Genomic DNA, 26,604 nt, shown 5'->3' on the forward strand with positions numbered 1-26,604 from the left:
GATGAGATCCTAGCACTTTTTTCTAAAAAAGTCAATAATTTATAGTTAAATTTTATTAAAACTTTAGTCACTTACACTAAAGTTTTATGATATGTAAAACTAATATAAAGGAATTTTATGAAAAAAATAGCCTATTTAGTAGCGGCTTTGGCCCTGATAATCCTTTGCATTTTTGGCTTTATCTTTAGCTCTTTTGGTAATAAATTTATAGCTAGCAAAATAGAAAAAGAAGCACTTGCTCGCGGTATCGATGTAAAATTTAAAGATTTTAATCTTGGGCTTAGCACGCTAAATTTAGAAGCAACCGTGATGAATGCCATAAATTTAAAGGCAAATGGTGAGCTTTCACTGCTTGCTCAAAGCATGAATTTAAACATAGATATAGACGCCGAAAAGGCAAAGGCTAGCGAGCTTGGGTTAAAAAAAGACGTCGCGCTTAAAGCAAACATGGCTGGTAATTTTAGCGACTTTAAATTAGCGGCAACTGGCACGGCGCTTGGCTCAAACATAAATTTAAATGCAAACTTAAAAGACTACCTGCCAAAAGCCCTAAATCTTGACGCTAAAAACATCGACCTTTCTGAGATCTCAGCTCTAGCACAAAAGCCAAATTTGGCTAGCGGCAAACTTGATCTAACGAGCAATATGCAAGAGATTGATGAGAAAAATGAGCCGATCATTAACGCTCAAATTTTAGCAAGCGATGCAGCGATAAACAAAGAAATTCTAAAAAATGAATTTGGGCTAATTTTAGCAAAAAATATAAACTTTAAAGGCGGCGTAAATGCTAAATTTGCAAATGAAAAAGTAGTGGCAAAAACCCTTATCATCGCGCCTGAAGCCACTTTAAAAGCAAATGAAACGACTTATGATCTAGTTAGCAAAAATTTAAAGAGCGACTTTTCTCTAAACGTACCTGATCTTGCCCTTTTTGGCAAGCTCTTGGGGCAACAGCTAAGTGGCGCTGTGGATGCAAACGGCGAAATTACAATGCAAGGAAATGCCCTTAAAAACCTAAAAGCTGATATAAACGGGCTTGGCGGCAAAATAAATGCAAATTTTGATAGCAAAAACTTAGCCTTAAATGCAGCTAATATTAAGCTAAAAGAGCTTCTAGCACTTGCTCTTCAGCCTAGCTACGCAGACGGAGAGATAAATTTAAACGCAAATTTTAGCGGCTTTGACGAGTTAAAAAAGCTTACAGGCGAGGCTAAATTTGAGATAAAAAACGGCCTTATAGATAAAGAACTAGCAAAGCTTAAAAATGCGGCGAAATTTGAGCTAAAAGGCAGTGCCACAGCAAAAGGTGAGCTTGTAAATTTTGACGCAAACGTGCTTAGCGATCTTGGCGAGCTAAAGGATGTAAAGGGCATTTATGATCTAAAAAATAGCCAAATTTTTAGCAAATTTGCCCTGCTCATTAGCGACCCTGAGAAATTTAAATCGGTTAGTGGCTTTGAAGTGGGCTCAAAGATGGCACTTGCGGGCGATGTAAAGCTCAAAGAGAGCAAGATAGATGAGCTAAATTTGGGCGGCGATGCCTTTGCTGGCAAGCTAAACGCCACCATAAAAAATGAAAATCTTGATCTTAACCTAAAAGAGGCGCAGCTAGGAGAGATCTTGGCACTTAGTGGCAACGGCAGACTAGCAAATGCTAAGACAAATGTCCAAGCAAAGGGGCAAAATATCTTTAGTAAAAGCTCAAGTATTGCCGCAACGATCGCTTTAAATGATGGCAAATTTAACGCCACAGCGCTTAGCAAAATGCTTGATAAAAAATTCCCAGAAAACGAGAAATTTAGCTCAAATTTGAGCCTAAATTACAAAGGTGACATGGCAAAATTTAATGGCGACTTTCTTAGCTCACTAGCTGATATAAAGGGTATAGACGGCAGCTTTGACATCGGTAAAAGCACGCTAAGTTTAAAGCTTCAAGCGGTAGTTTCGGAGCTAAATAAGCTTGCATTTTTAGCTGGCCGCGAGCTTCACGGTAAATTTGTAACCCTCGTAACGGCAAACGGCAAAGTGGATAATCTAAGCGTAAAAGCCACCTCTGATGATCTATTTAAGGGCAAACTAGAGGCAACCTACAAAGGTGGCGCGCTTGATGCGGTGCTAAAAAACTTTGAGGTCAAAGGGCTAACGCAGACTTTGGGGCTAGAGCATCTCTATGATGGCAACGGCGATGCTAAATTTGACTACGAAACAAAGCAAAGGGCTGGCAAATTTGACATCTTGCTAAAAGAGGGTCACCTAGCCAACACAAATCTTACAAACAATATAAAAACCTTCACCGGCAAGGACATCACAAAAGAGATTTACAAAGACGGCAAAATTTACGGCAATATAAAGGGCGATAATGTCGTTTTCAATGTAAATTTAAGCTCGCCAAAGAGCGATATAAAGGTTACAAACGGCACTTATAACACAGCTACAAAAATGCTTAACGCACCGCTTGTTTGCAGGCTCGAAAAGACTGACCTAAACGTGCAAATCTCAGGCATTACAGGCAAGCTAAAATACGACGTCAGATCGCAATATCTCGAAAATAAGGTCAAAAAAGAGATAGGTAGATTTTTAGACAAAAAACTAAGCGGCAAAGATGATGAAGGTGCAAACGGCGAAAAGCAAAATCTAAAGGGGCTTTTAAAAGGGCTATTTTAGATGAAAAAGGCGGAAAATTTAAAGTATTTAATGGGGCTTGGGCACTTTTGTAGCGACATAAACCAAAGCGCGCTTGGTGCGATGCTGTCCTTTTCATCGCGAGCTACCACTACGACTACGCAACAGCCGCCTCGCTCGTGACCGCCACGAATTTAGCAAGCTCGCTCATCCAACCGCTCATCGGTCACCTAAGCGACAAAAAAGAGCTGCCATACGTCATCCCGCTTGGGCTACTGCTTGCTGGCGGGGGCATGAGCCTCACTGGCTTTGTGACAAACTACTACATCATCCTAGTTTGCGTGATGATAAGCGGTATCGGCGCCGCGCTCTTTCACCCAAGCGCCGCAAGAATCATAAACTACGCCTCAAACGCCAAAAATAGAGCCAAAAGCATAAGTATATTTTCTTTTGGTGGCAATGTCGGCTTTGCAGTTGGACCCATTTTAGTCGCTGTTTTTGTGGGAAATTTTGGTCTAAAAGGGGCGCTAGTCTTTATAATCCCTCAAATTTTTCTAACGCTTTTATACCTTAAAAAGGGCAAATTTATAAAAGCACTAGAAGGCAATCACAAAAAGCAAATTTTACAAAAAACTACCCTCTTAAAAGACGATTTGAGCGCATTTTTAAGACTTTGCGTATGTATATTTTCACGCTCGATCGTCGCATTTGGCTTTTCGGCATTTTTTAGCATCTACCTCATCAAAATTTTTGGCCTTAGTAAAGAAGCTGCAAATATAAATTTAAGCCTCTTTTTCGCTGCAGGTGCGATCTCTACGCTATTTGGCGGAGCACTAGCGGATAGATACGGCCTAGTTAGACTCATCAAAATAAGCCTAAGCATCGCCGCGCCGTTAGTCGTGCTAATGCTCTTTATCGACAGCTACGCGCTATTTCCCGCGGCCTCCATGTGCGTGAGTGGCTACATCAGCCTATCTTTTACCCCCTCAACCCCTTTGCACAGCTTTATTTGCCAAATCAGATCAGTTTATAGGCTTAGTCAAGCATAACGCTTAGCCTTAGTATCACGATTGGCGGCATATTCGCAACGGTCATTGGCAAGATCGCTGACATCTTTAGCCTAACGCACCCATTTTACTTTATCGCCGCAGTTTCGCTTATATGCGCAGCTTCTAGCTACTTTTTAAAGCCGGTTACGAGATAAATACAAAATTAAAATAAATTAACCTGATTTAAAATATTTGAATATTTTTAAACTAATTACAATAAAATAACTGATTTAATTTAAGGAGTAAATTTGGAACCATTTCAACAAGAAAAAAAATATATGCTAAAAAGCGCCAGAGAGTTGGGGCTTATATCTTGTATCGTGGTGATATTTAAGTATCTAGTTTTCGTTTCAGGACTTTACAAAACCCTTAATCGTGATTTCAGTCTTATCCTCAAAGCATGCTGCGACTCTATCAGTTGGCTACTTTTATTTTTTGCCATTTCATTGATATGCTCTGTTTATAATTCCTCAAAACTAAGAACATATTTTAAAATTTTTACTATTTTCATTTTGATATATGTCATTTTAACTTTTTTAACTTTTAAAATTGTCATGTATCTGGGAGAAAGAAATTTTAACTATGATGATTTTATCTTTACGATATTGAATTATTTTTATAGCAACGAAGAGATTATGTATAATCATGACCTATTTAAACAGCTATTCATTTTTCGTAGCTATTTATTGAGAGTATTATTCGTAATAGCATCACTATTTTTATTTATATCTATCGCAAAATTAATAAAAACAACAAAAGAAAAAATGTTTTGGGCTTATGCATTATTTGGCGCATCTCACATAGCAAGCTACTTTATTAAAATTGATCATAAAATTTATGATTATATTGATATTGGAGCTTTCTTTCTTGCTTTAATCGCATGGTGGCGACTAAAGACACAAGCAAGTAGTGACGAAATTCAAGTAACTAGCGAAGATGGGATTTTAAACGTGACTACTATCAAATCTTCAAGCCAATTAGCCGCGAAAGCCTGCTTAGTTGGCCTTATCGCAACATTTTTTTACTATATATTTTTTGAATATTTGTTAGCACATCAAGAAAGAATGTCACTTCGACCAATAATATTTATAAAGCCTCTTGTTTATGCGGTAGTATTAGCGGTTATTTACTCTGCCGTTAAGCAGATAGCACATACGTTAAATGAGATAAGACTACATACAAATTTCTTATTTTTCTCTATCCTTTTTGTGATATTTACAATAGCAAAAGCAACAACTGACTGCATGTATATATATGCTTACGATTATAATTTTTTAAATATCTTTGGTACGCACAATGCCTCAATTAAATCTTTAGTTTATAGTGCCAACACAATCTTATACATTGGAGTATTTGCTCATTTGTTAGCTACAGTATTTTTATTTTTATTTACAACAAGATTAGCAAGTGCAACTAAAAGTAGGCTATTTTGGATAAATTTTATATTGTTTGTGGTAAGTTCAGTCATACTTTTAACACTACTATTTCCGGGTAAGCCAGACTTTATAGGCCTTTTAACCAAAAACATAGACCTTTTTAATATAGCAGAGTTTTTCTTTTTACTAATTGCTTGGTATAGCGTGAAAAAAGACACAAGAGAGCAGGATAGATCATAAAACGGCATTTGGCTATAAATTTATAATTTAAACAGCTAAAGACAAGATGATTTTTGTCTTTAGCTTCGCTATGAGGAGACTAGGCAAAATTTACGATACGAATGGGCTCAAAAGCGGTAATATTTTGTGATAAATTTAAATGTTGCGCAGTTAAAATTTGCACAAACTAGACACATAAAAATTTAAATTTTAGCTACTGAATAATCATCAAGGCAAAGCATCTTGTGATGATTTTAAATGTTTTGCTTCGCGAGCTTGCAACTGCAAGCAGAAATGAAGAAATTTTTGACTAAAGATAGAACAAATTAAGCCGCCAGGACAAGAAAATTTTTATTTTGTTTAGTAATTTTTAAACCCCAAGATGCAGTATTTTTTGCTAAACCTAGGTAAAAATTTTACGACGTAAAAGAGCTGATCCATGGCACTTGACGGCAATATTTTATTGTATATCTAAATGTTGTGAGGTTAAAATTTGCGCAGACTAGACATATAGTCTGTCGAGCAAAATTTTAGCAAGCTCATTTAAAGATACACAAAAGACAACGCCTATAGCTTTCTCATCTTCGCTATTTCGTCACGCAACGCCGCTGCCTTCTCAAACTCAAGCTGCGCCGCCGCTTCAAGCATCTGCTTTCTTAGCTCTTTTACTATCGCGGCTCGCTCGCTTGCTGGCATCTTTTCTAAATTCTTGCCACGTTTATAAATTTCACCATCATCTTCGACATGCAGGCTCTCTTCGATATTCCTACTTGCAGAGTGTGGCGTGATGCCATGAGCTTTGTTGTACTCATCTTGAAATTTACGCCTAGCCGTTGTCGTATCGATTGCCTCTTTCATCGAGTGCGTGATCTTTTTGGCAAACATTAACACCTTGCCGTTTACATTTCTAGCTGCGCGCCCCATCGTCTGTATAAGGCTCGTTGTCGAGCGCAAAAAGCCCTCTTTATCGGCGTCCATGATCGCTATCAGGCTCACTTCAGGCAGGTCCAGCCCTTCACGGAGCAAATTTATGCCTATTAGCATGTCAAATTCGCCACTTCTAAGCCCTCTAATGATCTCATTTCGCTCGATCGCGTCGATGTCTGAGTGCATATACTTGACCTTTACGCCAAGCTCAATGTAGTAGCGGCTTAGCTCCTCGGCCATCTTTTTAGTTAGCACCGTAACTAGCACACGCTCACCTCTTGCGATGACTGCCTTTGCCTCGTCAAATAGCGCCTCGACTTGGTTATCGCTATCTTTTATCTCGATAAGCGGATCAAGCAGTCCCGTAGGACGCAAAATTTGCTCATATACGTGCCCCTGGCTGATACCAAGCTCATATTCGTTTGGCGTGGCTGAGACAAAGAGAAATTTCGCCTTTTTGCTTATGAACTCATCAAATTTAAGCGGCCTGTTATCAAGTGCTGATGGCAAGCGAAATCCATACTCCACAAGCACCTCTTTACGGCTCCTATCTCCCGCATACATACCCCTAAACTGCGGCAAACTCACGTGGCTCTCATCGACGATAACTAGATAGTCTTTGCCACTTATCTCAAAGTAGTCAAACATCGAGTACGGCGTCTCTCCGGGTTTTTGACCAGTTAGGTGGCGCGCGTAGTTTTCGATGCCTTTGCACATGCCCGTACTTGCCATCATTTCGAGGTCAAACTCCACCCTTTGCTTTAGCCTCTGCGCCTCTACTAGCTTGCCCTGCTCGTTAAACTCTTTCAAACGAAAATCTAGCTCCTCTTCGATCTCTTTCATCGCGATCTTTAGCCTATCAGCACCCACTATGAACTGGCTTGTCGCATAAAGCGTAAATTTAGAGATATCCTTTAGCCTTTTGTTATCAAGCACATCAAAATGATACATCGTATCGATCTCATCGCCAAAAAACTCAACCCTTAGGGCTTCGTCGTTATAGTAAGCTGGATAAATATCAACCACGTCGCCATTTACACGAAAGTCGCCCCTGTCAAAGTAGTTGTCATTGCGCTTATAGCCCATATCCACAAGCTGTTCTAAAAGCTTTCTTTGGCTTATCTTCTCACCCACGCTAAGATATGCCACCATCCCTTTATACTCGCTTGGATTACCAAGGCCATAGTTTGCAGAGACTGAGGCCACGCAGATCACATCATCAAAGCTTAGCAAGCTAGCCGTCGCACTTAATCTCAGGCGCTCAAGCTCCTCATTTACTGAGCTATCTTTTTCTATATATAGGTCGCTTCTTGGGATGTATGCCTCTGGTTGGTAGTAGTCGTAGTAGCTTATGAAGTACTCGACATGGTTTTTTGGAAAAAAGCCCTTAAATTCGCTATAAAGCTGAGCGGCAAGAGATTTGTTATGCGTCATTATAAGAGTTGGCATGTTTAGCTCACGTATTACGTTTGCCATGGTAAAGGTCTTGCCAGATCCTGTCACACCTAGAAGAGTTTGGTATTTATTGCCTGATTTTATACTTTTTACTATCTCTTTTATCGCTCTTGCTTGGTCGCTACTTGGGCTAAATTTAGATGAAATTTCAAATTTACTCATTGATTGCCTTTAAATTTGGGCGAATTTTATAGCAAAGATAGTGCTTTGTCAAATGAGAATTTTAATAAGAATTTAGCCTCTGCGTGTTAGAATACGAGCCTAATTATTATTTTAAAGGAATCTTGATGTTTGAAGACAACGCTATCTTAACCACACTAAGCGATAAAGTAAATGACCTAATCACAAAATATGATGAGCTTTGCAAAACAAACGAAGAATTGCGTAATGAGATCGTAACTTTAAAAGCACAAAATGAGGCAAAAAGCAATCAAATCATGCGTTTAGAAGAAGATCTTGACAAGAAAAATACCGAAGCTGATGACGTAATGAGAAAAATCGAAGCTGTCCTTGGCAGATAAGCTTGGCTAAAATATGAAAAAAATTACGCTCACTATATCATCTCGCGACTACACAATCACGCTTGATGATGATTTTGCTAAATTCTTTGAAGATGACTGGCAAAATTTAATGGGCGGGCGCCAATTTATCGAGCCAAAAGAGCTTTTAAATGCCTTTATAGAAAAATGTTATGAAAATTATGCTGTGATAAAGGCGGTAAAAAATTTAACTGGCAACGTTGATGAGACATTAAAGCGAGAAGAGAGATGAAAAGACGAGCTTACACCTTGCTTGAGCTGATATTTATAGTAGTTATACTAGGTATTTTAAGCACAGTCGCTATACCTAGGCTATTTTTTTCTAGAAGTGACGCTACTATCTCAAATGCAAAAACTCAACTTGCTGCTATAAGAAGCGGAATTTCACTAAAATACAATGACAATATCTTGCAAGCAAAGCCAGAATTTCCACAAAAACTAGACGATGGCGATCCAAGCAAACTTTTCAAAAATGTTATAAATATACCGATAAAAGATAGCGGCAACAAAAATGGCTGGCACAGAATAAGCGATGACAAATATACATTTAGACTAGATGGCAAAGTAGCAAATTTCAAATACGATAAAACAACTGGCGATTTTAGCTGTAATGACCAAAATGAAATTTGCAAATCACTTCAGTAATGCATTACTACATACTCGCATTTTATGGGCTAAATTTAGCCCCACTCACTTATGAAAGCGATCAAAAACTAGAAAAATTTCAAGGCGTAAAGGCTTCTTTAAGAGGCAAAATTCTTACTGCTTTTATCATAAAAGAGACTGACAAACCAGAGTTTAAAACAAGTAAAATTTTAGAAATTTTACCGATTAATCTAACTTCAATGCAAAGCGAATTGGCAATATTTATCTCAAAATATTACACATGCGAGCTTGGCGTCAGCCTAAATTTATTTGAACCAAATGACAATATTGCAGTAGATCAAATTTATGAAAATCAAAATTTTAATGTGGCACCCAAACTAAACGAAAAACAGCAAGAGGCTTTGGATTTTATAAATAAACGTAAAATTTCACTCATCTTTGGCGACACTGGAAGCGGAAAAAGCGAGATTTACATAGCAAAGATCAGAGAAATTTTAAACGTAGGCAGCCAAGCGCTATTTTTAATGCCTGAAATTTCACTCACGCCACAAATGCAAAAACGCCTTGAGGGCTTCTTTGGCGAGGCGGTAGCTGTTTGGCACTCAAAGATAACATCAAAGAAAAAAGAGCAAATTTTAAAAGATATAAAAAGTGAAAAAGTTAGGCTCGTTGCAGGTGCAAGATCGGCTTTATTTTTACCACTTGAGAGGCTAAAACTTATCATCATAGACGAAGAACATGACGATAGCTACAAAAACACAGGCTCAAAACCCAACTACAACGCAAGAGATCTTGCACTCTTTTTAACTAGCAAATTTGATCTACAAGTGGTGCTTGGAAGTGCCACACCAAGCCTTACTAGCTTTTACAAGCAGGAGCATTTTCGCTTAAAAGGGACATATTTTGATTCGCAAAAAAATTACATTTTCGATGAGAGCGAGACTGGAATTAGTGAAATTTTAAAAGATGAAATTTCAAAGACACTCGTGAATAAAAAGCAAGCTGTCATCTGCCTGCCAACAAGGGCAAATTTTAAATATCTAGTTTGCAAAAACTGCGGTGAAACGTTAAAGTGCCCATTTTGCAGCATCGGTATGAGCTATTACAAAAAACAAAACGTGCTAAAGTGTCAATACTGCGAGCATAAAATGGCCGTGCCAAAATTTTGTCACCAGTGCGGTAGCGAGATGATAGAGGCTAAAAAAATTGGCACGAGCGAACTACTTGAGAGGCTGCAAAATGAGTTTGCAAACGCCAGAATCGCTAAATTTGACAGGGATGAGATAACGACGCAAAACAAGCTCGTAAAGGCCTTAAAAGAATTTAACGACGGCAAGATAGATATCTTGCTTGGCACACAGATGTTAAGCAAAGGGCATGATTATCACAACGTAGAGCTTGCTGTCATCATGGGATTTGACGAGCTTTTAAATTTTCCTGATTATAAGGCCAGAGAGCGAACGCTCGCTCTTGCCATGCAAGTAGCTGGAAGAGCTGGTAGAAACGGGGTTGGTAGAGTTATCATTCAAAGCAAACAAAGAGAATTTTTTGAGAGCTACATCAGTGATTATGACGCATTTTTAAAAGATGAGATTGGCTACCGCGAGGGACTATATCCGCCATTTACTAGGCTTCTTCGCATTATCATCTCACATAAAGATGAACGCATAGTAAAAAATACATTGAATGAATTTGTGCAAAGAATAGAACCTCTAAGAAGCGATGAGCTTGAGGTCATAGGATACGGAAAGTGCCAGATAGAGTATCTTGGAAGTAAATTTAGATATGAAATTTTACTCCGCTCAAACTCACATATACCTCTTTTAAAAGCTGCAAACCTCTGCAAAAGCGAGCTTAGCGATATTGATATAGACCCAGTCAACTTTAGTTAGGGATTAGCTAATGTTTACTATAATCTCGCCAAAAATTTAACGGATACATCAATGCTTTTTAACTCTTACGAATTTATATTTTTATTCTTGCCATTTACATTTTTTATATACTTTTATCTAAATAAAAAGCGCCTTACAGAAGTAGCAAAAGGCTTTTTGGTTCTGTCATCTCTCTTTTTTTACAGCTGGTGGAATGTCATTTATCTGCCACTAATCTTAGGCTCCATGATATTTAACTACCGCTTTGGAGTGGAGCTAAACAAAGAAGATAGTAAAATTTCTAAAAAATTTATTCTTATACTAGGGATTACGGCAAATTTAATACTCCTTGGATATTTTAAATATTCAGACTTCTTTATAAGTAATGTAAATTTTATCTTTAGCACACACATATCTCATTTAAATTTACTTTTGCCTCTTGCTATCTCGTTTTTTACTTTTCAGCAGATAGCCTATTTGGTTGATAGTGCTATGGGGGGGGTACGAGGCAGTATGACTTTTTAAACTACTGCTTATTTGTTACCTTTTTCCCGCAGCTAATCGCTGGTCCGATCGTGCATCACAAAGAGATGATGCCGCAGTTTGCAAATACTAGAAATAAAATAATCAACTACAAAAATATAGCACTTGGCTTATTTATCTTTTCGGTAGGTCTTTTTAAAAAGGTAGTTATTGCTGATAATTTTGCTATTTGGGCAACAAACGGATTTGATAACGCTATCGTTTTAAATTTCTTTGAAGCTTGGGCAACTAGCCTAAGCTATACATTTCAGCTCTACTTTGACTTTAGCGGATACTGCGATATGGCTATCGGCGCGGCACTTCTTTTTAATATTAAGCTTCCAATAAACTTTAACTCACCTTATAAAGCCTTAAGCATTCAAGACTTTTGGCGCAGATGGCATATAACATTAAGTAGATTCTTAAGAGACTATATTTATATCCCGCTAGGAGGTAATCGTAGAGGCAAATTTCGAACTTATATAAATTTAATGGCGACTTTTATAATAGGCGGTATTTGGCATGGGGCCGGCTGGACATTTGTGTTTTGGGGATTTTTGCACGGCGTGGCACTGGTTATACAAAGGATTTGGAGCGAGCTGGGCTTTAGGCTAAATAAATTCGTGGCTTGGTTTATGACCTTTAACTTCATAAATATCGCTTGGATATTTTTTAGAGCTAAGGAGTGGGGTGACGCTTTAAAAGTACTAAAAGGGATGTTTGGGCTTAGTGGAATAGTTTTACCAAATTTTCTAGCAGCAAAGCTTGAGTTTTTATCTAAATATGGAGTTGGTTTTAATAACTTTATAGAAAGAGTTGGAAATAAAAATACTTTTTTATTCATGTTACTTGGCTTTATTTTAGTTTTGGTGTTTAAAAATAGTATAAAAAAACTAGAACAATTAAAATTTAATTTTAGAAATATTCTATTATCTACTGTTATTTTTACATTAGCCATTCTTTCACTAAATAAGATCTCAGAATTCCTATATTTTAATTTCTAAAGGATATAAAATGAAACCTATAAAATGGATAAGAATTTGGATTATAACGACAATAATTTTATTTATTTTAACCTTCTTGATAATTTTTACAATTAATCCTTATTACATATATGAAGTAAACTTATTTAATTTTAGAAAGGTAACAATTTACGATAAATCAAGAGAAATAGAACCTGTAATAATAAAACAAATAAAGCCATTTTCAATTGCACTAGGAACATCAAGACCAAAATATGGCATAGATGTTAGTCATGAATATTTTAAACCTGTCTCATATAATCTTGCAATTAGTGGTGGAAGCATATATGAAAACAAACAGCTATTTGAACTTTCAATACAACAAAAAAATTTAAAACATGTTTTGCTATGCCTTGATTACAGGATGTTCAGCCAAAAAGATAAAGAGAATGATGGAATAATAAGTAATTCTAGTAAAATAAAATATATCTTTAGTCTTGATGCCTTAATGGATAGTTTTAAGACAATGTTTGAAAATGGAAATGCCGCTGTTTTACATAACGGCAACACAATACTTTTTCTTAAGCATAATAATTATGCAGATGAATTCAAATCAGTAGAAAAAGATTATTACAAGAATAATTCAAAAAATTATACCTATACCAACACTGGTAAAAATAGTTTTCTTGATTTTGAAGAGCTTTTAGAAATAGCTTATAAAAACGATGTGGATACGGATATAATCTTTAATCCATCCCACATACGACTTTGGGAATCTCTTGATTATTTTATTGGACTTGATACTTGGTATAAATGGAAAAAGGATATCGTATTAACAGTAGAAAAAGTGGCTAAAAAATACAATAAAAAGCCATTTAGAGTAGTTGATTTTGCCGTTTATCACGAGATAACTAATGAAAAAATACCTACTGATGGTGCCAAAATGAAATTTTATTTTGAAAGTAGTCACTATACACCAAAACTTGGAAATATAGTATTAGATAGACTTATGAATAAAAGTAGCTACAAAGATTTTGGCGTAGAAATAACTAGTAAAAATATTGATGCTCACATAGAAAAACAAAAGAGCCTTCGAAGCAAATTTATAAACACTCAAGAATATAGGCAAGAAGTTTTTGGGGATTAGGGTTAAACAAATTTATTTAAAAGCCAAGATTTTATATAATCCCCAATAAAAATTTAAAGGCAAAATTTTGCAACGATACCCAACAAAACAGATAAAAATTCGTAATGTTTTAATAGGTGGCGACGCGCCAATATCCGTGCAATCAATGACTTTTTCAAAGACAAAAGACGTAAAAGGCACGCTTGAGCAGATACAGAGGCTTTATTTTGCAGGCTGTGATATCGTGCGTTGCGCAGTTTTTGATAAAGAGGACGCTAGCGCGCTAAAGCAGATCGTTGCAGGCTCACCTATTCCAGTCGTTGCAGACATACATTTTAACCACACCTACGCGCTCATCGTTAGCGAATTTGTCGATGCTATCCGCATAAATCCAGGCAACATAGGCTCAGCCAAAAATATAAAAGCAGTCGTTGATGCCTGCAAACAAAGAAATTTACCTATCCGCATAGGCGTAAATTCTGGCTCGCTTGAAAAGCAGTTTGAGGATCGCTACGGCCGCACTGTGGAGGCGATGGTGGAGAGTGCGATGTATAACATCAAGCTTCTTGAGGATTTTGACTTTACAGACATTAAAATTTCGCTCAAATCAAGCGACGTCGAGCGCACTATGCAAGCTTATAGGGCGCTTCGCCCAAAGACAAACTATCCGTTTCATCTTGGTGTTACTGAGGCTGGTACAACATTTCACGCCACTATCAAGTCCGCGATCGCGCTTGGTGGGCTTTTGCTTGAAGGCATTGGCGATACGATGAGAGTTAGCATCACAGGCGAGCTAGAAGAGGAGATAAAAGTCGCAAAGGCGATCTTAAAAGATAGTGGCCGCCAAAAAGAGGGTCTAAATATCATCTCATGCCCAACTTGTGGTCGTTTGCAAGCTGATCTCATGGCAGCAGTAAAGCTCGTAGAAGAAAAAACAAAAGGTATAAAAGAGCCGCTAAACGTCTCAGTTATGGGCTGCGTGGTAAATGCTATCGGCGAGGCAAAAGGCGCAGATGTTGCCATAGCATTTGGCAAAGGAAATGGCATGATAATGCGTCACGGCGAAGTGGTCGCAAGACTACCTGAGAGCGAGCTTGTGGATAGATTTTTACAAGAGATCGATGACGAGATAAAAAGTAGAGACTAAAGGAAAAGTTGTGGCAAAGCAAAGAATTAACGAGATAGAATTTACCAACCTTTACGACATTGATATGGAGCGAGCTATACTAAGTTCCATTTTGCAAAACAACGATATTTTAGGTGAAATTTTTGACATTGTTAAGGCAAAGGATTTTTATCTAAAAGGGCATTCGCAAATATATGATGCAATGGTAGCATGCCTAAATAGCGATGATCCTATAACTATGCCATTTTTAAAAAATAGACTTGGCGAAAAATACGACGAAGAGCTAATACTAGATATTTTGGGCACAAACTCCCTAATAGACATTCAAAAATATGCAAATGAACTAAGAGAAAAATCTATAAAACGAAGTCTTGTAAAGATCGCTCACAATATACCAAGCAAAGTAAATGAAGACAAGCCAAGCCGCGATATGGTCGATGATCTTAGCCAGGAATTTTACTCTTTGATAGAAGGTGGAAGCACCGGAGTTATAAAAGAAGGCAAAGAGATCATCATGAAAATGATGGATCATATTAATGCTCAAGCCTTGCTTGGCGAAAAAGATATTGTTGGACTTGATACTGGATTTAAGAAGCTAAATGAGATGATAAAGGGCTTTAAAAATGGTGACCTCATCATCGTCGCAGCTCGTCCAGGCATGGGGAAAACGACACTTTGTTTAAATTTTATGAGTCAGGTTTTAAAAAATAATGCTGGAGTTGTTTTTTTCTCGCTCGAGATGCCAGCTGAGCAAATAATGATGAGAATGCTAGCAAGCAAGACCTCTATCCCGCTTCAAGACATAATGACTGCAAAGATGGATGATGAAGCGTTGGCTAGATTTAGCGATGCTTGCGAGGAGTTCGCGGCTAGCAAGCTTTTTGTGCATGATAGTGGCTATGTAAATATCCATCAAGTAAGAACACAAATGCGAAAACTAAAGGCTATGCATCCTGAAATTTCACTTTGCGTGATTGATTACATCGGTCTTATGATGAGTACAAATAACTACGCTGATCGTCACGTCCAAATAGCTGAAATTTCTCGTGGGTTAAAGCTTTTGGCACGTGAGCTAGATATGCCAATCATCGCTCTTTCTCAGCTAAACAGAAGCCTAGAATCTCGCGCAAACAAACGCCCTATGCTAAGTGATCTAAGAGAGTCAGGCGCGATCGAGCAAGATGCTGACATCATTCTTTTTGTTTATAGAGATGAGTTTTATCTAGAACAAGAAGAAAAAGAGAAAGAAAAACGCGCAAGTGCCGAGGGTAAAGAGTACAAAAGCAATCACGTCTTTAATAAGCTTCAAGAAAAGGCTGAGATCATAGTTGGCAAAAATAGAAATGGCGAAACTGGCTCAGTTGATGTGCTCTTTCAAAAGCAACACTCAAGATTTGAAGATATGTCTGCAATGCCAGTATCTGATGTTTCATTTGAAGGCTGATGCGTTTTAAAGCTTTAAAGAATAAAGAATTTTTTACTATATTTTGTCTGATTTGCCTTTGCATTTTTTCTATAAATTTGGCTATTAGCTATCATAAATATCAAATTTTTATGGACAAAGGCGAACAAGAGCTAACAGCAACCGTGATTTCTAGCTACGAAAAGCTTGGAGATGACGGCAAGAAAAGGCAAATTTTAAAGCTTAAAACTGATGAGTTTTCATTTTATACGCTTGGAGCTAAAGCAGATGACTTTAAAGCTGGAGATAATATATTTCTAAGCATCATAAATTTAGACGTTAGTTTTAAAGACTATCTTGCTTCCTCCTTTTATATGCCTAGCTTTTCACGCGAAAAACTACCACAAAAAGCCACGCTAAATATCAACCAAAAATTACAATCACTCATCTACGCCCAGCATGAAAATAGTAAAATTTCACAGCTCTACTCGGCTCTATTTTTAGGCACAAGTATCGATGCAGAGTTAAGAGATGACGTCTCGCACCTTGGCATAGCGCATCTTATAGCCATAAGTGGCTATCATTTAGGTTTTATAAGTGCGGTTATATTTTTTGTATTTAGGCCACTTTTAAAATTTTTATATGCGAGATTTTTACCTTTTAGAAACTACAACTTTGATCTAGCCATTATCGTTTTTATAGTCTTGTCATTTTACTTTTTTATAATAGGCTTTATACCAAGCTTTTTGCGAGCGTTCTTAATGAGCATTTTAGGATTTTATTGCACGTTAAAAGGCGTTAAAATTTTAAACTTCAAAACACTTTTTATAGTGACACTTGTTAGCATATCGCTCTTTCCGCAGCTACTTTTTAGCGTAGGTTTTTACTTTTCACTCATGGGCGTTTTTTACATATTTTTATATTTTAAACACCTAAAAGATAAATTTTCGCCTTTCATTCATCTTATACTTTTAAATTTATATGTTTGCTTTGCAATGGAAATTTGCGTACTTTATTTCTTTCCACTCATTAGCTTACAGCAGCTTAGCGTCCTTGCTATCAACTACATCTTTAGCGTTTTTTATCCATTAAGTGCTGCACTTCACATCGCTTCGTATGGCGACATTTTTGATAGCTTGCTAAATAATGTTTTAAATTTTAGACTAAGCTCGACTAAAATTTTTGTGCCAGCTATTATTTTTATCTTTTATAATATCGCTTCACTTCTAGCTATAAAATTTAGATCCATATTCTACATCTTGCCACTACTTGGGCTTTTGTGCTTTTTCGTTACTGGCTATAAAATTTACGCCTAAGCGATCTTCATACCATAAAATTTCATTATCTTGTTGTGAATTATCAAAGATATATACATTATAACAGCGCCTAAAATTAGCCTAGTTAAGTCTGTATCCTTTTGCCAAAAGACTAAATTTACGATGATAGCAGCTGGAATGAGAGCGTTATTCATGATGGCAAGCACACCGCTATCGACCTCGCAAGCACCTTTATTCCACATAAAATACCCTAGCCCACTAGCGACCACTCCAAGCCAGAGAAGTACTAAAATTTGCGTTGAAGTAAGTGAAAATTTGGCTGGATTGCCAAGAGTAAGAAGCGCAACGACAGCTACAAAAAATGCTCCAAAGTGAAAGTAGCCAAAGACATTTTTTTGATCCACGTCAAATTTTTCTAAAAGTGCTTTATATGCACTCTGCCCTGCTCCAAAGCAGATATTTGCCGCTTGCACTAGCAAAAAGCCCTTTAATACACCATCGTTTATAGCACCATATTTTATAACCAAAGCTCCAAAAACCGCAACGCCAACGCTAAATAGATAAAGTGGCCTAAATTTAAAGCTAAATGCGTCATAGATAAGTGTCACATAAAACGGCGTAAAAATGGTAAAAAGTGCTACTTCTGGCACGCTTAGATACAAAAATGAATTGTAATAAAATAGATACATAAGTCCTATTTGTACCGCTCCGATCGCCATGATGCCAAATGCTAGCTTTGGGCTGATGCCACGAAATTTTGTAAATGGCAAAAAGACTAAGCTCGCAAGCGCAACCCGAATAAAAACAGCCAAATAGCTATCAACCTTGCCAGCTAAAAACTCACCTATCAAACTAAAGCTAAAAGCCCACAAAATGGTTACAAAGATCAGTTTATTCAATTATCACCTCATTTATTTTTCTTGCACATTCAAAAAAATACTCAAGCTTGTTTAGCTCAAGTAAATCGCCATCAAGTATGAAATTTGCCCTATCACTAAAATTTTTCTCACTCACAAACAAAAATTCTTCATATTTTATCTCGCCATCAAGATAGCCATTTAATAAATCAATAAAATCACTATCAAGCTTACCTTGCTTAAAATCTTGCAAATTTAACTTCGCATTTAAGCCTTTGATCGTGCTTTCTAGCTCTTTTAGGCGAGTGATTATTCTATTTTCTTCATCGCTTAGATCAAGTGCCGCCTTTTGCTCTTCAATGCGTTTAACTTGACTTTGTTTGCTAAGACTTAAGCTATCAGGCAGCTTCCACTCAAACTCCACTCTAGGCTTGTTCGTATCAGCGTAAGCACCTATCATCTGCGAAGTCGTCCTCTCACCTTTTTTAAAGCTGTTATTATTCACACTTTGCGTATCTTTTAAGTAAATTTTTGGAGCAAATTTACTCTTTTGCCTCTCATTTTCTTGCTCTTTTATAAATTTTTCTTGCTCCATTGCCCCAAGTTTTGCGCTTATATCATCTTTACTAAAATCTGGCATCATTATCTTTGAGCCAGCATTAAAGCCGATCTCGCCGTTTGAGAGCAAATTTATCCTTGAGTTTAGCTCGGCTAGCTTAAGCCCAAGCTCGTCAAGCTCAGCTCTTTTTTTATTAAGAGTAAAATTTATCGCATCAAATTCACTCTTATCGATCTCGCCATACTCAAACCAAAACTCATTTTCAGCCGCAGCCTTGGCAAAGCTATCTACAAATTTTGTCTCTAAATTTATAAGCGAATTTAGGGCAACGGCATTAAAATAGACCTTTGCGACCTGAAAAGCGGTGAGATTCATCAGCTCTTCATCTTTGTAGATTTTCTCCACACCTTTGTGATCTAAAATTTTATCAGCAGCCTCGCTCGCACCGCCGTCAAAGATAAGATATTCAACCTTTGCCGTGATCGATCCCGCCTTTGTCATATATCCGCCCTTTATCTCATCAGGCACAAAGGTATATCTGCCATCAAGGGATAAATTTAGCTTGTTACTCTTATTTTTATTTATATATTCATTTTTATTAAATTCTTTCAAACTCTCAAGCCTTGCACTTTGCGCTAGAGCGATGATCTCTAGTAAATTTCCAGCCCAAAGAGGCAAGGCAAAGAGCAAAACTGCCAAAATTTTCTTCAAATTCTCTCCCTTTCATAAAATTTTCTTATAAATTTATCAAGATTATAAACCCATGCAAAGAGCACTGGCACGACAAGCAAGCTTAGCAAGGTCGAGCTAATGAGCCCAAAGATGATGCTTATAGCCATAGGTGAGTTTGCCTCAAAGCCAGCTCCTCTACTAAGGGCAAGTGGCAGCATAGCAAATATCATCGCAAAAGTGGTCATCAAAACAGCTCTTAGGCGCTTTTTAGCAGCCATTTTCACAGCTTCGTTTGCCTCCATACCGCTATTTGCAAAGTGATTTGCAAAATCAACGACTAAGATGGCGTTTTTACCGACCATACCAAAGAGCAAGATGACGCCAACCATGACAAATAGGCTAAATGGATTGCCGCTTATAAAAAGTCCGATCACCACGCCACAAAAGGCAAGCGGCATGGCTAGCATGATGAGAAATGGCAGCAAAAAGCTCTCATAAAGTGCAGCTAGCACCATGTAAATAAGCACCGCACTCGCACTTACCGTAAAGATAAAAGAAGCGTTTGTATCATCCATCAGCTCGACAAATCCAAGAAATTTATACTTGAAATTTGCTGGCAAAATTTCATCAAGCTTCTTTGAAATTTCATTTGCCACGCTATTTAGCGGAGCGTTATTTTTGGTATTTGCTAAAAATTTTATCTCATCAGCTCTATTAAATCTAGAAATACTAGCTGGCTTTTGCTCAAAACTAATCGTCGCCACATCGCCAAGTGTGACAAAAAAGCCCTCTTTGCTTCTTATCTTGGTCTTTAAGATATCATTTGTATCGCTTCTAAATTTATCATCAAGGCGCATATAAAGCTCATACTCTTTGCCATTTTCGTTTTCAAAAACAGAGACCTCGTTCTGGCTAAATGCGCTATAAACGGCGCTTGCAACGCTGGCTTTGTCTAAATTTAGCCTCTTAGCCTTATCTTCATCGATAGAAATTTGCACGCGTTTTAGCAGATCTTCTTCGGGCGAATTTACGTCCGTTGCGTCATTTATCTCTTTTAGCATTTTGCTGATCTTTGGCACAAATTTCTCTAGATCTTTGCCGTTTTCAGAGGTGATAGTAAGCTTAACTGGCTGCACATCGCCACCTTCAACCACTGGCAAATCAGCTACAATGACGCTCATATCATCACTTTTTAGCTTGTCGCGAAACCTCTGCATGATAGCGTTTTGCCGCTCGTGATTGGCTCTATCTTTTAGCTCTTTTAGCCTAACGTAAGCTTTTACAAGATAAGGCTGCTTGGCATCTGTGTAGCCAAGGATGAAGTAGGCGTAAGCTACCTGAGGATCGGCATTTATGAGTGAAATTTTATCTTTTAGTTTATCTTTGCTAGCTTGCAGGCTAAGTGAAGGATCAAGCTTAAAGTAGATGTTAAACTCCGAGTTATCCTCGCTTGGCATGAAGTCACCGCCTACAAATTTAGCCAGTCCAAACGAGCAAACAACGACCACAAACGTTATGGCTAAAAATACGAGCTTAAATTTAAGCGCCAAAGCTAAAATTTTCTCATAGAAATTTTCAAGTGCCTCAAAAAATGGCTCGCTTTTTAGAAAAAAGCCACTTTGTTTGGCATTTACAAACCTAGCACTAAGCGTTGGTACAAGAAATATACTCACAAAAAATGAAATGACGATGCCAGCTGCCACGCTCATCGCAAATGAGTTAAAGTATTTGCCAACGATACCGCTCATAAAGGCTATTGGCACGAAGACGCAAAGCAGCACGAGCGAGATCGCAAAGACGCTAAACGCTATCTCTTTTATGCCTGCAAAGCTTGCTTTTAGGGCGTTTGGCTCATCTTTTAGCTTACTAGCGATATTTTCAGTGACAACTATCGCATCATCGATGAAAATTCCAATGCCAAGCGTTAGCGCTATGAGGCTTAGGCGGTTTATGTCGTAGCCTAGGGCATTTATGATGAAAAATGTCGCCACGATGCTAGTTGGTATAGCTACGACTGAGATGATGGTGATCGAGAAATTTCTTAAAAACAGATATACGATCACTATGGTTAGCAAGACACCAAGGATCATATCAAAGGCGGTTTGATCGATGTGTTTTTGTATCACTTCGCTCTTATCATAAGCTATTTTTACGTCGTATTCATTGCCAAGCAGGCTTTTAAACTGATCTAGCTTTGACTCAGCTAGAGCGATCACGGTTAGAGCGTTTGCGTCTGGGGCTAGCTCAAGACCCAACAAGACGCCACTTTTTTTATCCATTATCGCTGCTTCGTTTGCGTCTTTGTAAGAAAGCTCAACACTTGCGATATCTTTTAAAAAGACCCCTTGCTTGATCGTTAAATTTCTTATCTCATCTATGCTTTTGGCGCTGAAATCTGACTTGATAGCCATTTGAATTTGCTCATTTTCTATCTTGCCAAGTGGCGCTTTTAAATTTTCAACCTTTATCAAATTTGCCACTTCGTTTGCGCTAAGAGCGTTTTTATCAAGCTTAAATCTATCTAGTAAAATTTTCACCGCTGGCTCTAAAAAGCCATTAGTCTTGACCTTTGAAACGCCGCTAATGCGCTCCAAAAATGGCTTTGCCACATCATCTATCTCTTGCATAAGCTTAGTTTCGTTGCCATCAAGCCTCGTGATAAAGAGGCTAAAGACGGCTGAAGAGAGGCCGTTTAGCTTTTCTATCTCGTAGTTTGCGTTTAACCTTGCTTTTTGCATCTTGTCGCGGACGTCGTTTGTAGCGCTCTCTAGGTCTTTGTTTAGCTCAAATTCGATGCTAACCACACTTAGGTTATCAAAGCTTGTTGAGTAAATTTTCTTGATACCTTCAATGCTTGAAATTTCATCTTCGATCTTTTGCGTGATCTTAGTTTTTATATAGTTCATATCGCCGTTTGCGTAAGTCGTAATCTTGACGATTGGGATATTTACTTGCGGATATAAATTTATATTCATCGTCTTTAGAGAATAAATTCCAAAGACAACGAGGCTTAAAAAAACCATTAATGTAGTTATAGGGCGGTTGATGGCTGTTTTTATCATTTATTTTTGCCGATTATCACTTTTCCTTGACCAAACATGCCAGGTTTTAGGCCGCTGTCATAAGCCTGGGCGTAAAATTTTCTAGTCTCTCGCTTAATCTCTGGATAGATGAGAGCGATTTTAACCTCTTTTTCATTGCTTGTTGCGTCAAGTTTAAATTTAAATGTATCGCCAATCTTTACCAAATCTACATATTTTTCATCGATCGCTATTAAAATTTTTGCCTCATTTGAATTTAAAACAAAAGCTGGACTAAGTGGCGAAACGCCCTCTCCAAGCTCAATGTTTTTGCTTGCGATGACGCCATCAAATGGAGCTTTTAAAACAGCTTTTTTAAGGCGATCTTGCGCATTTAAAATAGCGATTTGTGCACTTTGAACCCGAAGTATCGCTTCGTCAAATTTATACTTTACCTCGTCAAATTCTTGCTTTGAAGTGACATCTCTTACTTGAGTAAATTTACTTAAAGTATTTTTTGCAAATTCACTAGCATTTTTTGCCAGCTCAAGATCATTTTTTGCCTTTTTAAGAGCGATTTCTAAGCTGCTTTGATCAAGAATGGCTAAAGCGTCGCCCTTTCTAACGTGGCTTGAAACATCTACAAAAATTTTATCCACCTTGCCACTACTCTCAAAAGCAAGCTTTGAGTTTTGTTTGGCATAGACTTCAAAATCAGCAAAAATTTCCTCACTAGCAAATGAAAAAATGCCAAATATCATTAAAATTATCAGCTTTTTCAATCCCTAATCCTCTCTAAAATCGGCTCACCTTTTTCAAAAAAGAACTCCGCTTTTTTGATCTCAAGCTCATCTTTTGCACTCTCAAAAAGACTAATGGCATCAAATTTTTGAGAGAGTGCCTCAAGCAGGTCGCTATATCCTAAAAGCCCAGAGTTATACTTCTCATAGCTAGCTTTTAATGCCAAATCGCTTGCTCTTACATATTCGTTTAGTGAAGCAATTTTTGAAGTAAGCACCACGATTTCACTTTGCAAATTTTTAAGCCTTGTCTCGTTTTCACGCTTTTTATACTCCAAATTTAGCCTTGCCTCATCAAGCGCGATCTTTTGAGCCTGACTCATCTTGCTAGTAGCAAAAAAATCAAAAATTTTCCATTTAAAAGTGATACCAAATTTATTACCATGAGTATCTTCTTTTAGGTATTTATCCACGTATGAGCGGTAAGAACTAAGCCTGCCTAGATCGATATCGTAATTATTTTTATAAAATCCATATGTGTCATAAAGCAAAATTTGAGGCAAAAAGCCAGCCTTTGCCTCGCTAAGCTTAGCTTCACTTAAAAATATATCTTGGCTTAGTCTATCAAGCTCAGCATTCTTTGAAACTAAATTTGAGCTAATATCAGCCATCTTTGCTCCGGCTACTGGTAAAATTTTCTCACCAGTTAGCAAATTTATCTCATTTAAAATTTGCTCCATTTTGTTTTTGTATTCAAGCTGCGTGCTATTAGCTAAGTAATATTTAGCCCTTACATTCTCAAGCTCATCTTTTGCGGCAAGGCCTGCTTTGTTTGCCTTTTCAAGCTTGTCTAGAACGCCTTTTAAAAAATTTGCTTGAGCCTGTTTGGCTGTGATTATATTTTCAAGTGCAGCTGCGTTAAAGTATAAATTTACAGCCTTAAATGCAAGGTAGTTTTTAGCTTCATCACTAGCGATCATGGCTTTGTTTTTTAAAAGCTGGCTCATCTTTAGCCTAGCCTCTCTAGCCCCGCCGTCATATAGCAAAAAATCTATCCTAGCTAGCACACCGGCTGACTCTTTAGCGACTACACTTGGAAAAGTGCTTGCATTTTTGCCATATGAGCCCTCTAGGCTAAGGCTTGGCATATATGAGCTCAATGTGGCTTCATCGTTTAAATTTGCTCTTTTTAACTCAAGCTCTTTGATCTTTGAAATTTCATTTTGCGTTGCCTTGTTTGCGATCACGCTTAAATTTGAACCAAGCAAAAATATCGGCAAAAAAATGAATAAAATTTTTTTCATTAGTGAAAGCTTTTTACAAGATTTCCTATTAGTAAATTCCAACCATCAACAAGCACGAATATGAGCAGTTTAAATGGTAGTGAGATCATTACAGGAGGAAGCATCATCATACCCATGGCCATTAGCACTGAGCTTACGACCATGTCGATGACAAGAAATGGCAAATAGAGCAAAAACGCTATCTCAAAAGATGTCTTTAGCTCACTTATCATGAAAGCTGACATTGCAATACTTAGCGGTATCTCTTCGATATTTGCTGGATTTTGTAAATTTCTAATCCTAAAGAAAAGTGCAAGGTCTTTTTCTCTTGTGTTTTTTACCATAAATTCTTTAAATGGCTTTAAGCTTTTATCAAGCATCTCTTCATAGCCTATTTGCTCAGCTATATAAGGCTTTATGCCATCATTATAGCTCTTTTGCCCAACTGGCTCCATGATGAAAAATGTAAGCACCATCGCAAGCGAGATGAGTACTGTTGAAGGTGGAACTTGTTGCGTGCCCATGGCTTGGCGCAAAAATGAAAATACGATAACAAGCCTTAAAAAACTTGTCATCATAAAAATGAGCGAAGGAGCAAGTGCAAGTGCGGTGAGGATTAGTAAAACGTTTAGAGAATTTACAAGCTGCTCAGCATTTGCAGGAGAATTTAGACTTAAATTTATAGTTGGCAAGGCCGGATCAGCCCCAAAAACCACACAAAATAAAACCGCTAAGCTAAGCAGTGCTTTCAAGACTAATTCCTCATATCAAGGATACTTTTCTTAGTAGCCTCTTTGTTTTTTGGCTCAAGAGAGACGAAGTGAATTTCTACTCTATTGTTTTTTGCCCTACCCTCTTCTGTGTTATTAGTAGCAATAGGATCAAATGAAGCCTTTCCTGAAGCTATCAGCCTATTTTGTGGTACGCCGTCACTACTAAGCTGCTCTACTACGCTTAAAGCTCTTGCAGTTGAAAGTTGCCAGTTGTTTTTATAAGCTGAGTCTTTATTTGGCTCTATGTTATCAGTATGTCCGATGATGTCGACCTTTACTTCATTTGGCATTTTTGCCACAATCATACCTATACGTTTTAAAAATAACTTTGCATCTTCACCAGAAATTTCAGCACTATCCTTATCAAAAAGCATGGCTGCTGGAAGCCTTACGATAAAGCCATCTTCGCTCTCTTCCATCGTAATCTCAGGTGCGCCACTAGCAGTTAGTAACTCATTTATTTTTTTAACTGTCGCACTTAGCTCGCTTTGTGAGCCTTTTTGCCTGCTTGATTTTTTTGCACGAGTGCTTTCTGGGTCTGTCTCTTTTTCTATCTGATTTTCAGGCCTAGCACCGCCTTCAAGTACGCTTAGAGCGCCAGCTAGCGAGCCAACAGCAGCCTCCATCTTTTTAGCATCCATTGTTGCCATCGAAAGAAGCAAAACGAAAAAACAAAGTAAAAGCGACATGAGGTCACCAAAAGTAGCAAGCCACTCAGGCATACACTTTGGGCACTCTTTAGGATCTATTAATTTACCCATTATTCAAACTGACTTTTTCTATCTTTTGGTGGTAAAAACGCCAAGAGCTTAGCTTCAAGAGTTCTTGGATTATCCCCTGCTTGTATCGCCATGATACCCTCTAAAATGACTTGTTTTTCAAGTGCCTCGTCAGAGTCACGTATTGAGAGGATATTTGCCACAGGTGCACCGATGATGTTACCTATCATCGCACCATAAAGTGTCGTAAGCAAAGCAACCGCCATTGACGGACCGATCGCACTAGGATCTGACATGTTAAGAAGCATCGCAACAAGACCTATTAGAGTACCGATCATACCCATCGCACCAGCAAAACCGCCAATTTGTTCAAAAATTTTAATGTTATTTGTATGTCTAGCACTAGTTTGGTCTATATCAATCTCTAAAAGTGCTCTTATAGCATCTGGCTCGTTACCATCGACAGCCATTGAAAGACCTTTTTTTAAAAACTGATTTGTTTCGTTATTTACTTCGCTCTCAAGTGCTAGTATTCCATCGCGTCTAGCTTTTGTAGAGTAATCAACTATCTTTTTTATAGTCTCAGGCAAATTTACAACAACAGGTGGCTTAACGGCAACACCATAAAATTTACCAATACCTTTAAGCGTCTCCATCTTGAAGCCAACCATCATAACGCCGATAGTACCACCAAAAACGATCATTATCGAAGGTACGTCGATATATGGTCCTATACCAACGCCAATTGCCATTGATCCAAACAAAAGCACTAGGGTCAAAACCCAGCCGACGACGGTTCCTAAATCCATTTAAACTCGCTTTATTTATAAATTCTTAAGATTGCCTATTCTATTAGCTTTTTGTTGAAAAAATCGTTAAATTAAAAAAATTGTTTGCCATTT

21 protein-coding genes and 1 pseudogene are annotated in these 26,604 nt (G+C 37.7%); 13 read left to right on the forward strand and 9 right to left on the reverse strand.

Annotated elements, in window-relative coordinates:
• Window positions 1–117: 117 nt before the first annotated feature.
• From CYP43_RS06450 to CYP43_RS06460, 4 genes are all read left to right on the forward strand, one after another.
• Window positions 118–2,664, forward strand: a complete 2,547-nt coding sequence (locus CYP43_RS06450; RefSeq protein ID WP_103582932.1) for a tryptophanyl-tRNA synthetase — start codon at window positions 118–120, stop codon at window positions 2,662–2,664.
• Window positions 2,665–2,805: a hypothetical protein gene (locus CYP43_RS09510; RefSeq protein ID WP_180998651.1), complete on the forward strand. Its 141-nt coding sequence runs from the start codon at window positions 2,665–2,667 to the stop codon at window positions 2,803–2,805. It begins immediately after the preceding gene.
• The gene (locus CYP43_RS06455) at window positions 2,802–3,671 is read left to right on the forward strand and encodes an MFS transporter (RefSeq protein WP_180998652.1); all 870 of its coding nucleotides are present in this window, start codon (window positions 2,802–2,804) and stop codon (window positions 3,669–3,671) included. The genes CYP43_RS09510 and CYP43_RS06455 overlap by 4 nt, the downstream gene beginning before the upstream one ends.
• Before the next feature lie 248 nt (window positions 3,672–3,919).
• A complete protein-coding gene (locus CYP43_RS06460; RefSeq protein WP_103582933.1) occupies window positions 3,920–5,287 on the forward strand; it encodes a hypothetical protein in 1,368 nt (455 codons plus the stop codon).
• A gap of 546 nt (window positions 5,288–5,833) precedes the next feature.
• On the opposite strand, the gene uvrB is transcribed toward CYP43_RS06460, so the two are convergent.
• A complete protein-coding gene (gene uvrB / locus CYP43_RS06465) occupies window positions 5,834–7,810 on the reverse strand; it encodes an excinuclease ABC subunit UvrB (protein WP_103582934.1) in 1,977 nt (658 codons plus the stop codon).
• 125 nt (window positions 7,811–7,935) lie between these two features.
• Between uvrB and CYP43_RS06470 the strand changes: the two genes are divergently transcribed.
• The 9 genes and pseudogenes from CYP43_RS06470 to CYP43_RS06510 all read left to right on the forward strand — a co-directional run bounded on the left by CYP43_RS06470 (window position 7,936) and on the right by CYP43_RS06510 (window position 17,118).
• Entirely contained in the window at window positions 7,936–8,169 is a 234-nt protein-coding gene (locus tag CYP43_RS06470; protein ID WP_021091279.1) for a cell division protein ZapB, read from the forward strand.
• Between the two features lie 13 nt (window positions 8,170–8,182).
• A complete protein-coding gene (locus tag CYP43_RS06475) occupies window positions 8,183–8,419 on the forward strand; it encodes a hypothetical protein (protein ID WP_103582935.1) in 237 nt (78 codons plus the stop codon).
• A complete protein-coding gene (locus CYP43_RS06480; protein ID WP_103582936.1) occupies window positions 8,416–8,832 on the forward strand; it encodes a type II secretion system protein in 417 nt (138 codons plus the stop codon). Before CYP43_RS06475 ends, CYP43_RS06480 begins: the two co-directional genes overlap by 4 nt.
• Window positions 8,832–10,685, forward strand: coding sequence for a primosomal protein N' (locus CYP43_RS06485; protein WP_103582937.1), 1,854 nt, complete (start codon window positions 8,832–8,834; stop codon window positions 10,683–10,685). Before CYP43_RS06480 ends, CYP43_RS06485 begins: the two co-directional genes overlap by 1 nt.
• Before the next feature lie 51 nt (window positions 10,686–10,736).
• Window positions 10,737–12,190, forward strand: a pseudogene (locus CYP43_RS09720) (MBOAT family O-acyltransferase).
• A gap of 10 nt (window positions 12,191–12,200) precedes the next feature.
• Window positions 12,201–13,295 carry a hypothetical protein gene (locus CYP43_RS06495; protein WP_103582938.1) on the forward strand — a complete coding sequence of 365 codons (1,095 nt, stop codon included), beginning with the start codon at window positions 12,201–12,203 and terminating at the stop codon, window positions 13,293–13,295.
• Window positions 13,296–13,362: 67 nt separating this feature from the next.
• Entirely contained in the window at window positions 13,363–14,421 is a 1,059-nt protein-coding gene (gene ispG, locus CYP43_RS06500; RefSeq protein ID WP_085658583.1) for a flavodoxin-dependent (E)-4-hydroxy-3-methylbut-2-enyl-diphosphate synthase, read from the forward strand.
• Between the two features lie 10 nt (window positions 14,422–14,431).
• Entirely contained in the window at window positions 14,432–15,844 is a 1,413-nt protein-coding gene (locus CYP43_RS06505; protein WP_103582939.1) for a replicative DNA helicase, read from the forward strand.
• Window positions 15,845–15,954: 110 nt separating this feature from the next.
• Entirely contained in the window at window positions 15,955–17,118 is a 1,164-nt protein-coding gene (locus CYP43_RS06510) for a ComEC/Rec2 family competence protein (protein WP_258032171.1), read from the forward strand.
• On the opposite strand, the gene CYP43_RS06515 is transcribed toward CYP43_RS06510, so the two are convergent.
• From CYP43_RS06515 to CYP43_RS06550, 8 genes are read right to left on the reverse strand one after another with little or no spacing between them, the layout of a single operon-like run.
• On the reverse strand, window positions 17,115–17,978 hold the full coding sequence (locus CYP43_RS06515; RefSeq protein WP_087586594.1) for an EamA family transporter: 864 nt from the start codon (window positions 17,976–17,978) through the stop codon (window positions 17,115–17,117). The genes CYP43_RS06510 and CYP43_RS06515 overlap by 4 nt on opposite strands.
• On the reverse strand, window positions 17,971–19,206 hold the full coding sequence (locus CYP43_RS06520) for a TolC family protein (protein WP_103582941.1): 1,236 nt from the start codon (window positions 19,204–19,206) through the stop codon (window positions 17,971–17,973). Before CYP43_RS06520 ends, CYP43_RS06515 begins: the two co-directional genes overlap by 8 nt.
• On the reverse strand, window positions 19,203–22,229 hold the full coding sequence (locus CYP43_RS06525; RefSeq protein ID WP_103582942.1) for an efflux RND transporter permease subunit: 3,027 nt from the start codon (window positions 22,227–22,229) through the stop codon (window positions 19,203–19,205). The genes CYP43_RS06520 and CYP43_RS06525 overlap by 4 nt, the downstream gene beginning before the upstream one ends.
• Entirely contained in the window at window positions 22,226–22,969 is a 744-nt protein-coding gene (locus CYP43_RS06530) for an efflux RND transporter periplasmic adaptor subunit (RefSeq protein ID WP_103582943.1), read from the reverse strand. The genes CYP43_RS06525 and CYP43_RS06530 overlap by 4 nt, the downstream gene beginning before the upstream one ends.
• The gene (locus CYP43_RS06535; protein ID WP_103582944.1) at window positions 22,966–24,231 is read right to left on the reverse strand and encodes a TolC family protein; all 1,266 of its coding nucleotides are present in this window, start codon (window positions 24,229–24,231) and stop codon (window positions 22,966–22,968) included. Before CYP43_RS06535 ends, CYP43_RS06530 begins: the two co-directional genes overlap by 4 nt.
• On the reverse strand, window positions 24,231–24,953 hold the full coding sequence (fliP, locus tag CYP43_RS06540; protein ID WP_374057409.1) for a flagellar type III secretion system pore protein FliP: 723 nt from the start codon (window positions 24,951–24,953) through the stop codon (window positions 24,231–24,233). Before fliP ends, CYP43_RS06535 begins: the two co-directional genes overlap by 1 nt.
• An 11-nt stretch (window positions 24,954–24,964) precedes the next feature.
• A complete protein-coding gene (locus CYP43_RS06545) occupies window positions 24,965–25,744 on the reverse strand; it encodes an OmpA/MotB family protein (RefSeq protein ID WP_103582945.1) in 780 nt (259 codons plus the stop codon).
• A complete protein-coding gene (locus tag CYP43_RS06550) occupies window positions 25,744–26,511 on the reverse strand; it encodes a motility protein A (protein ID WP_054196832.1) in 768 nt (255 codons plus the stop codon). The genes CYP43_RS06545 and CYP43_RS06550 overlap by 1 nt, the downstream gene beginning before the upstream one ends.
• Window positions 26,512–26,604: the final 93 nt, after the last annotated feature.

Origin of the sequence: Campylobacter concisus, from assembly GCF_002913045.1 — a bacterium.
Lineage (GTDB): Bacteria > Campylobacterota > Campylobacteria > Campylobacterales > Campylobacteraceae > Campylobacter_A > Campylobacter_A concisus_AP.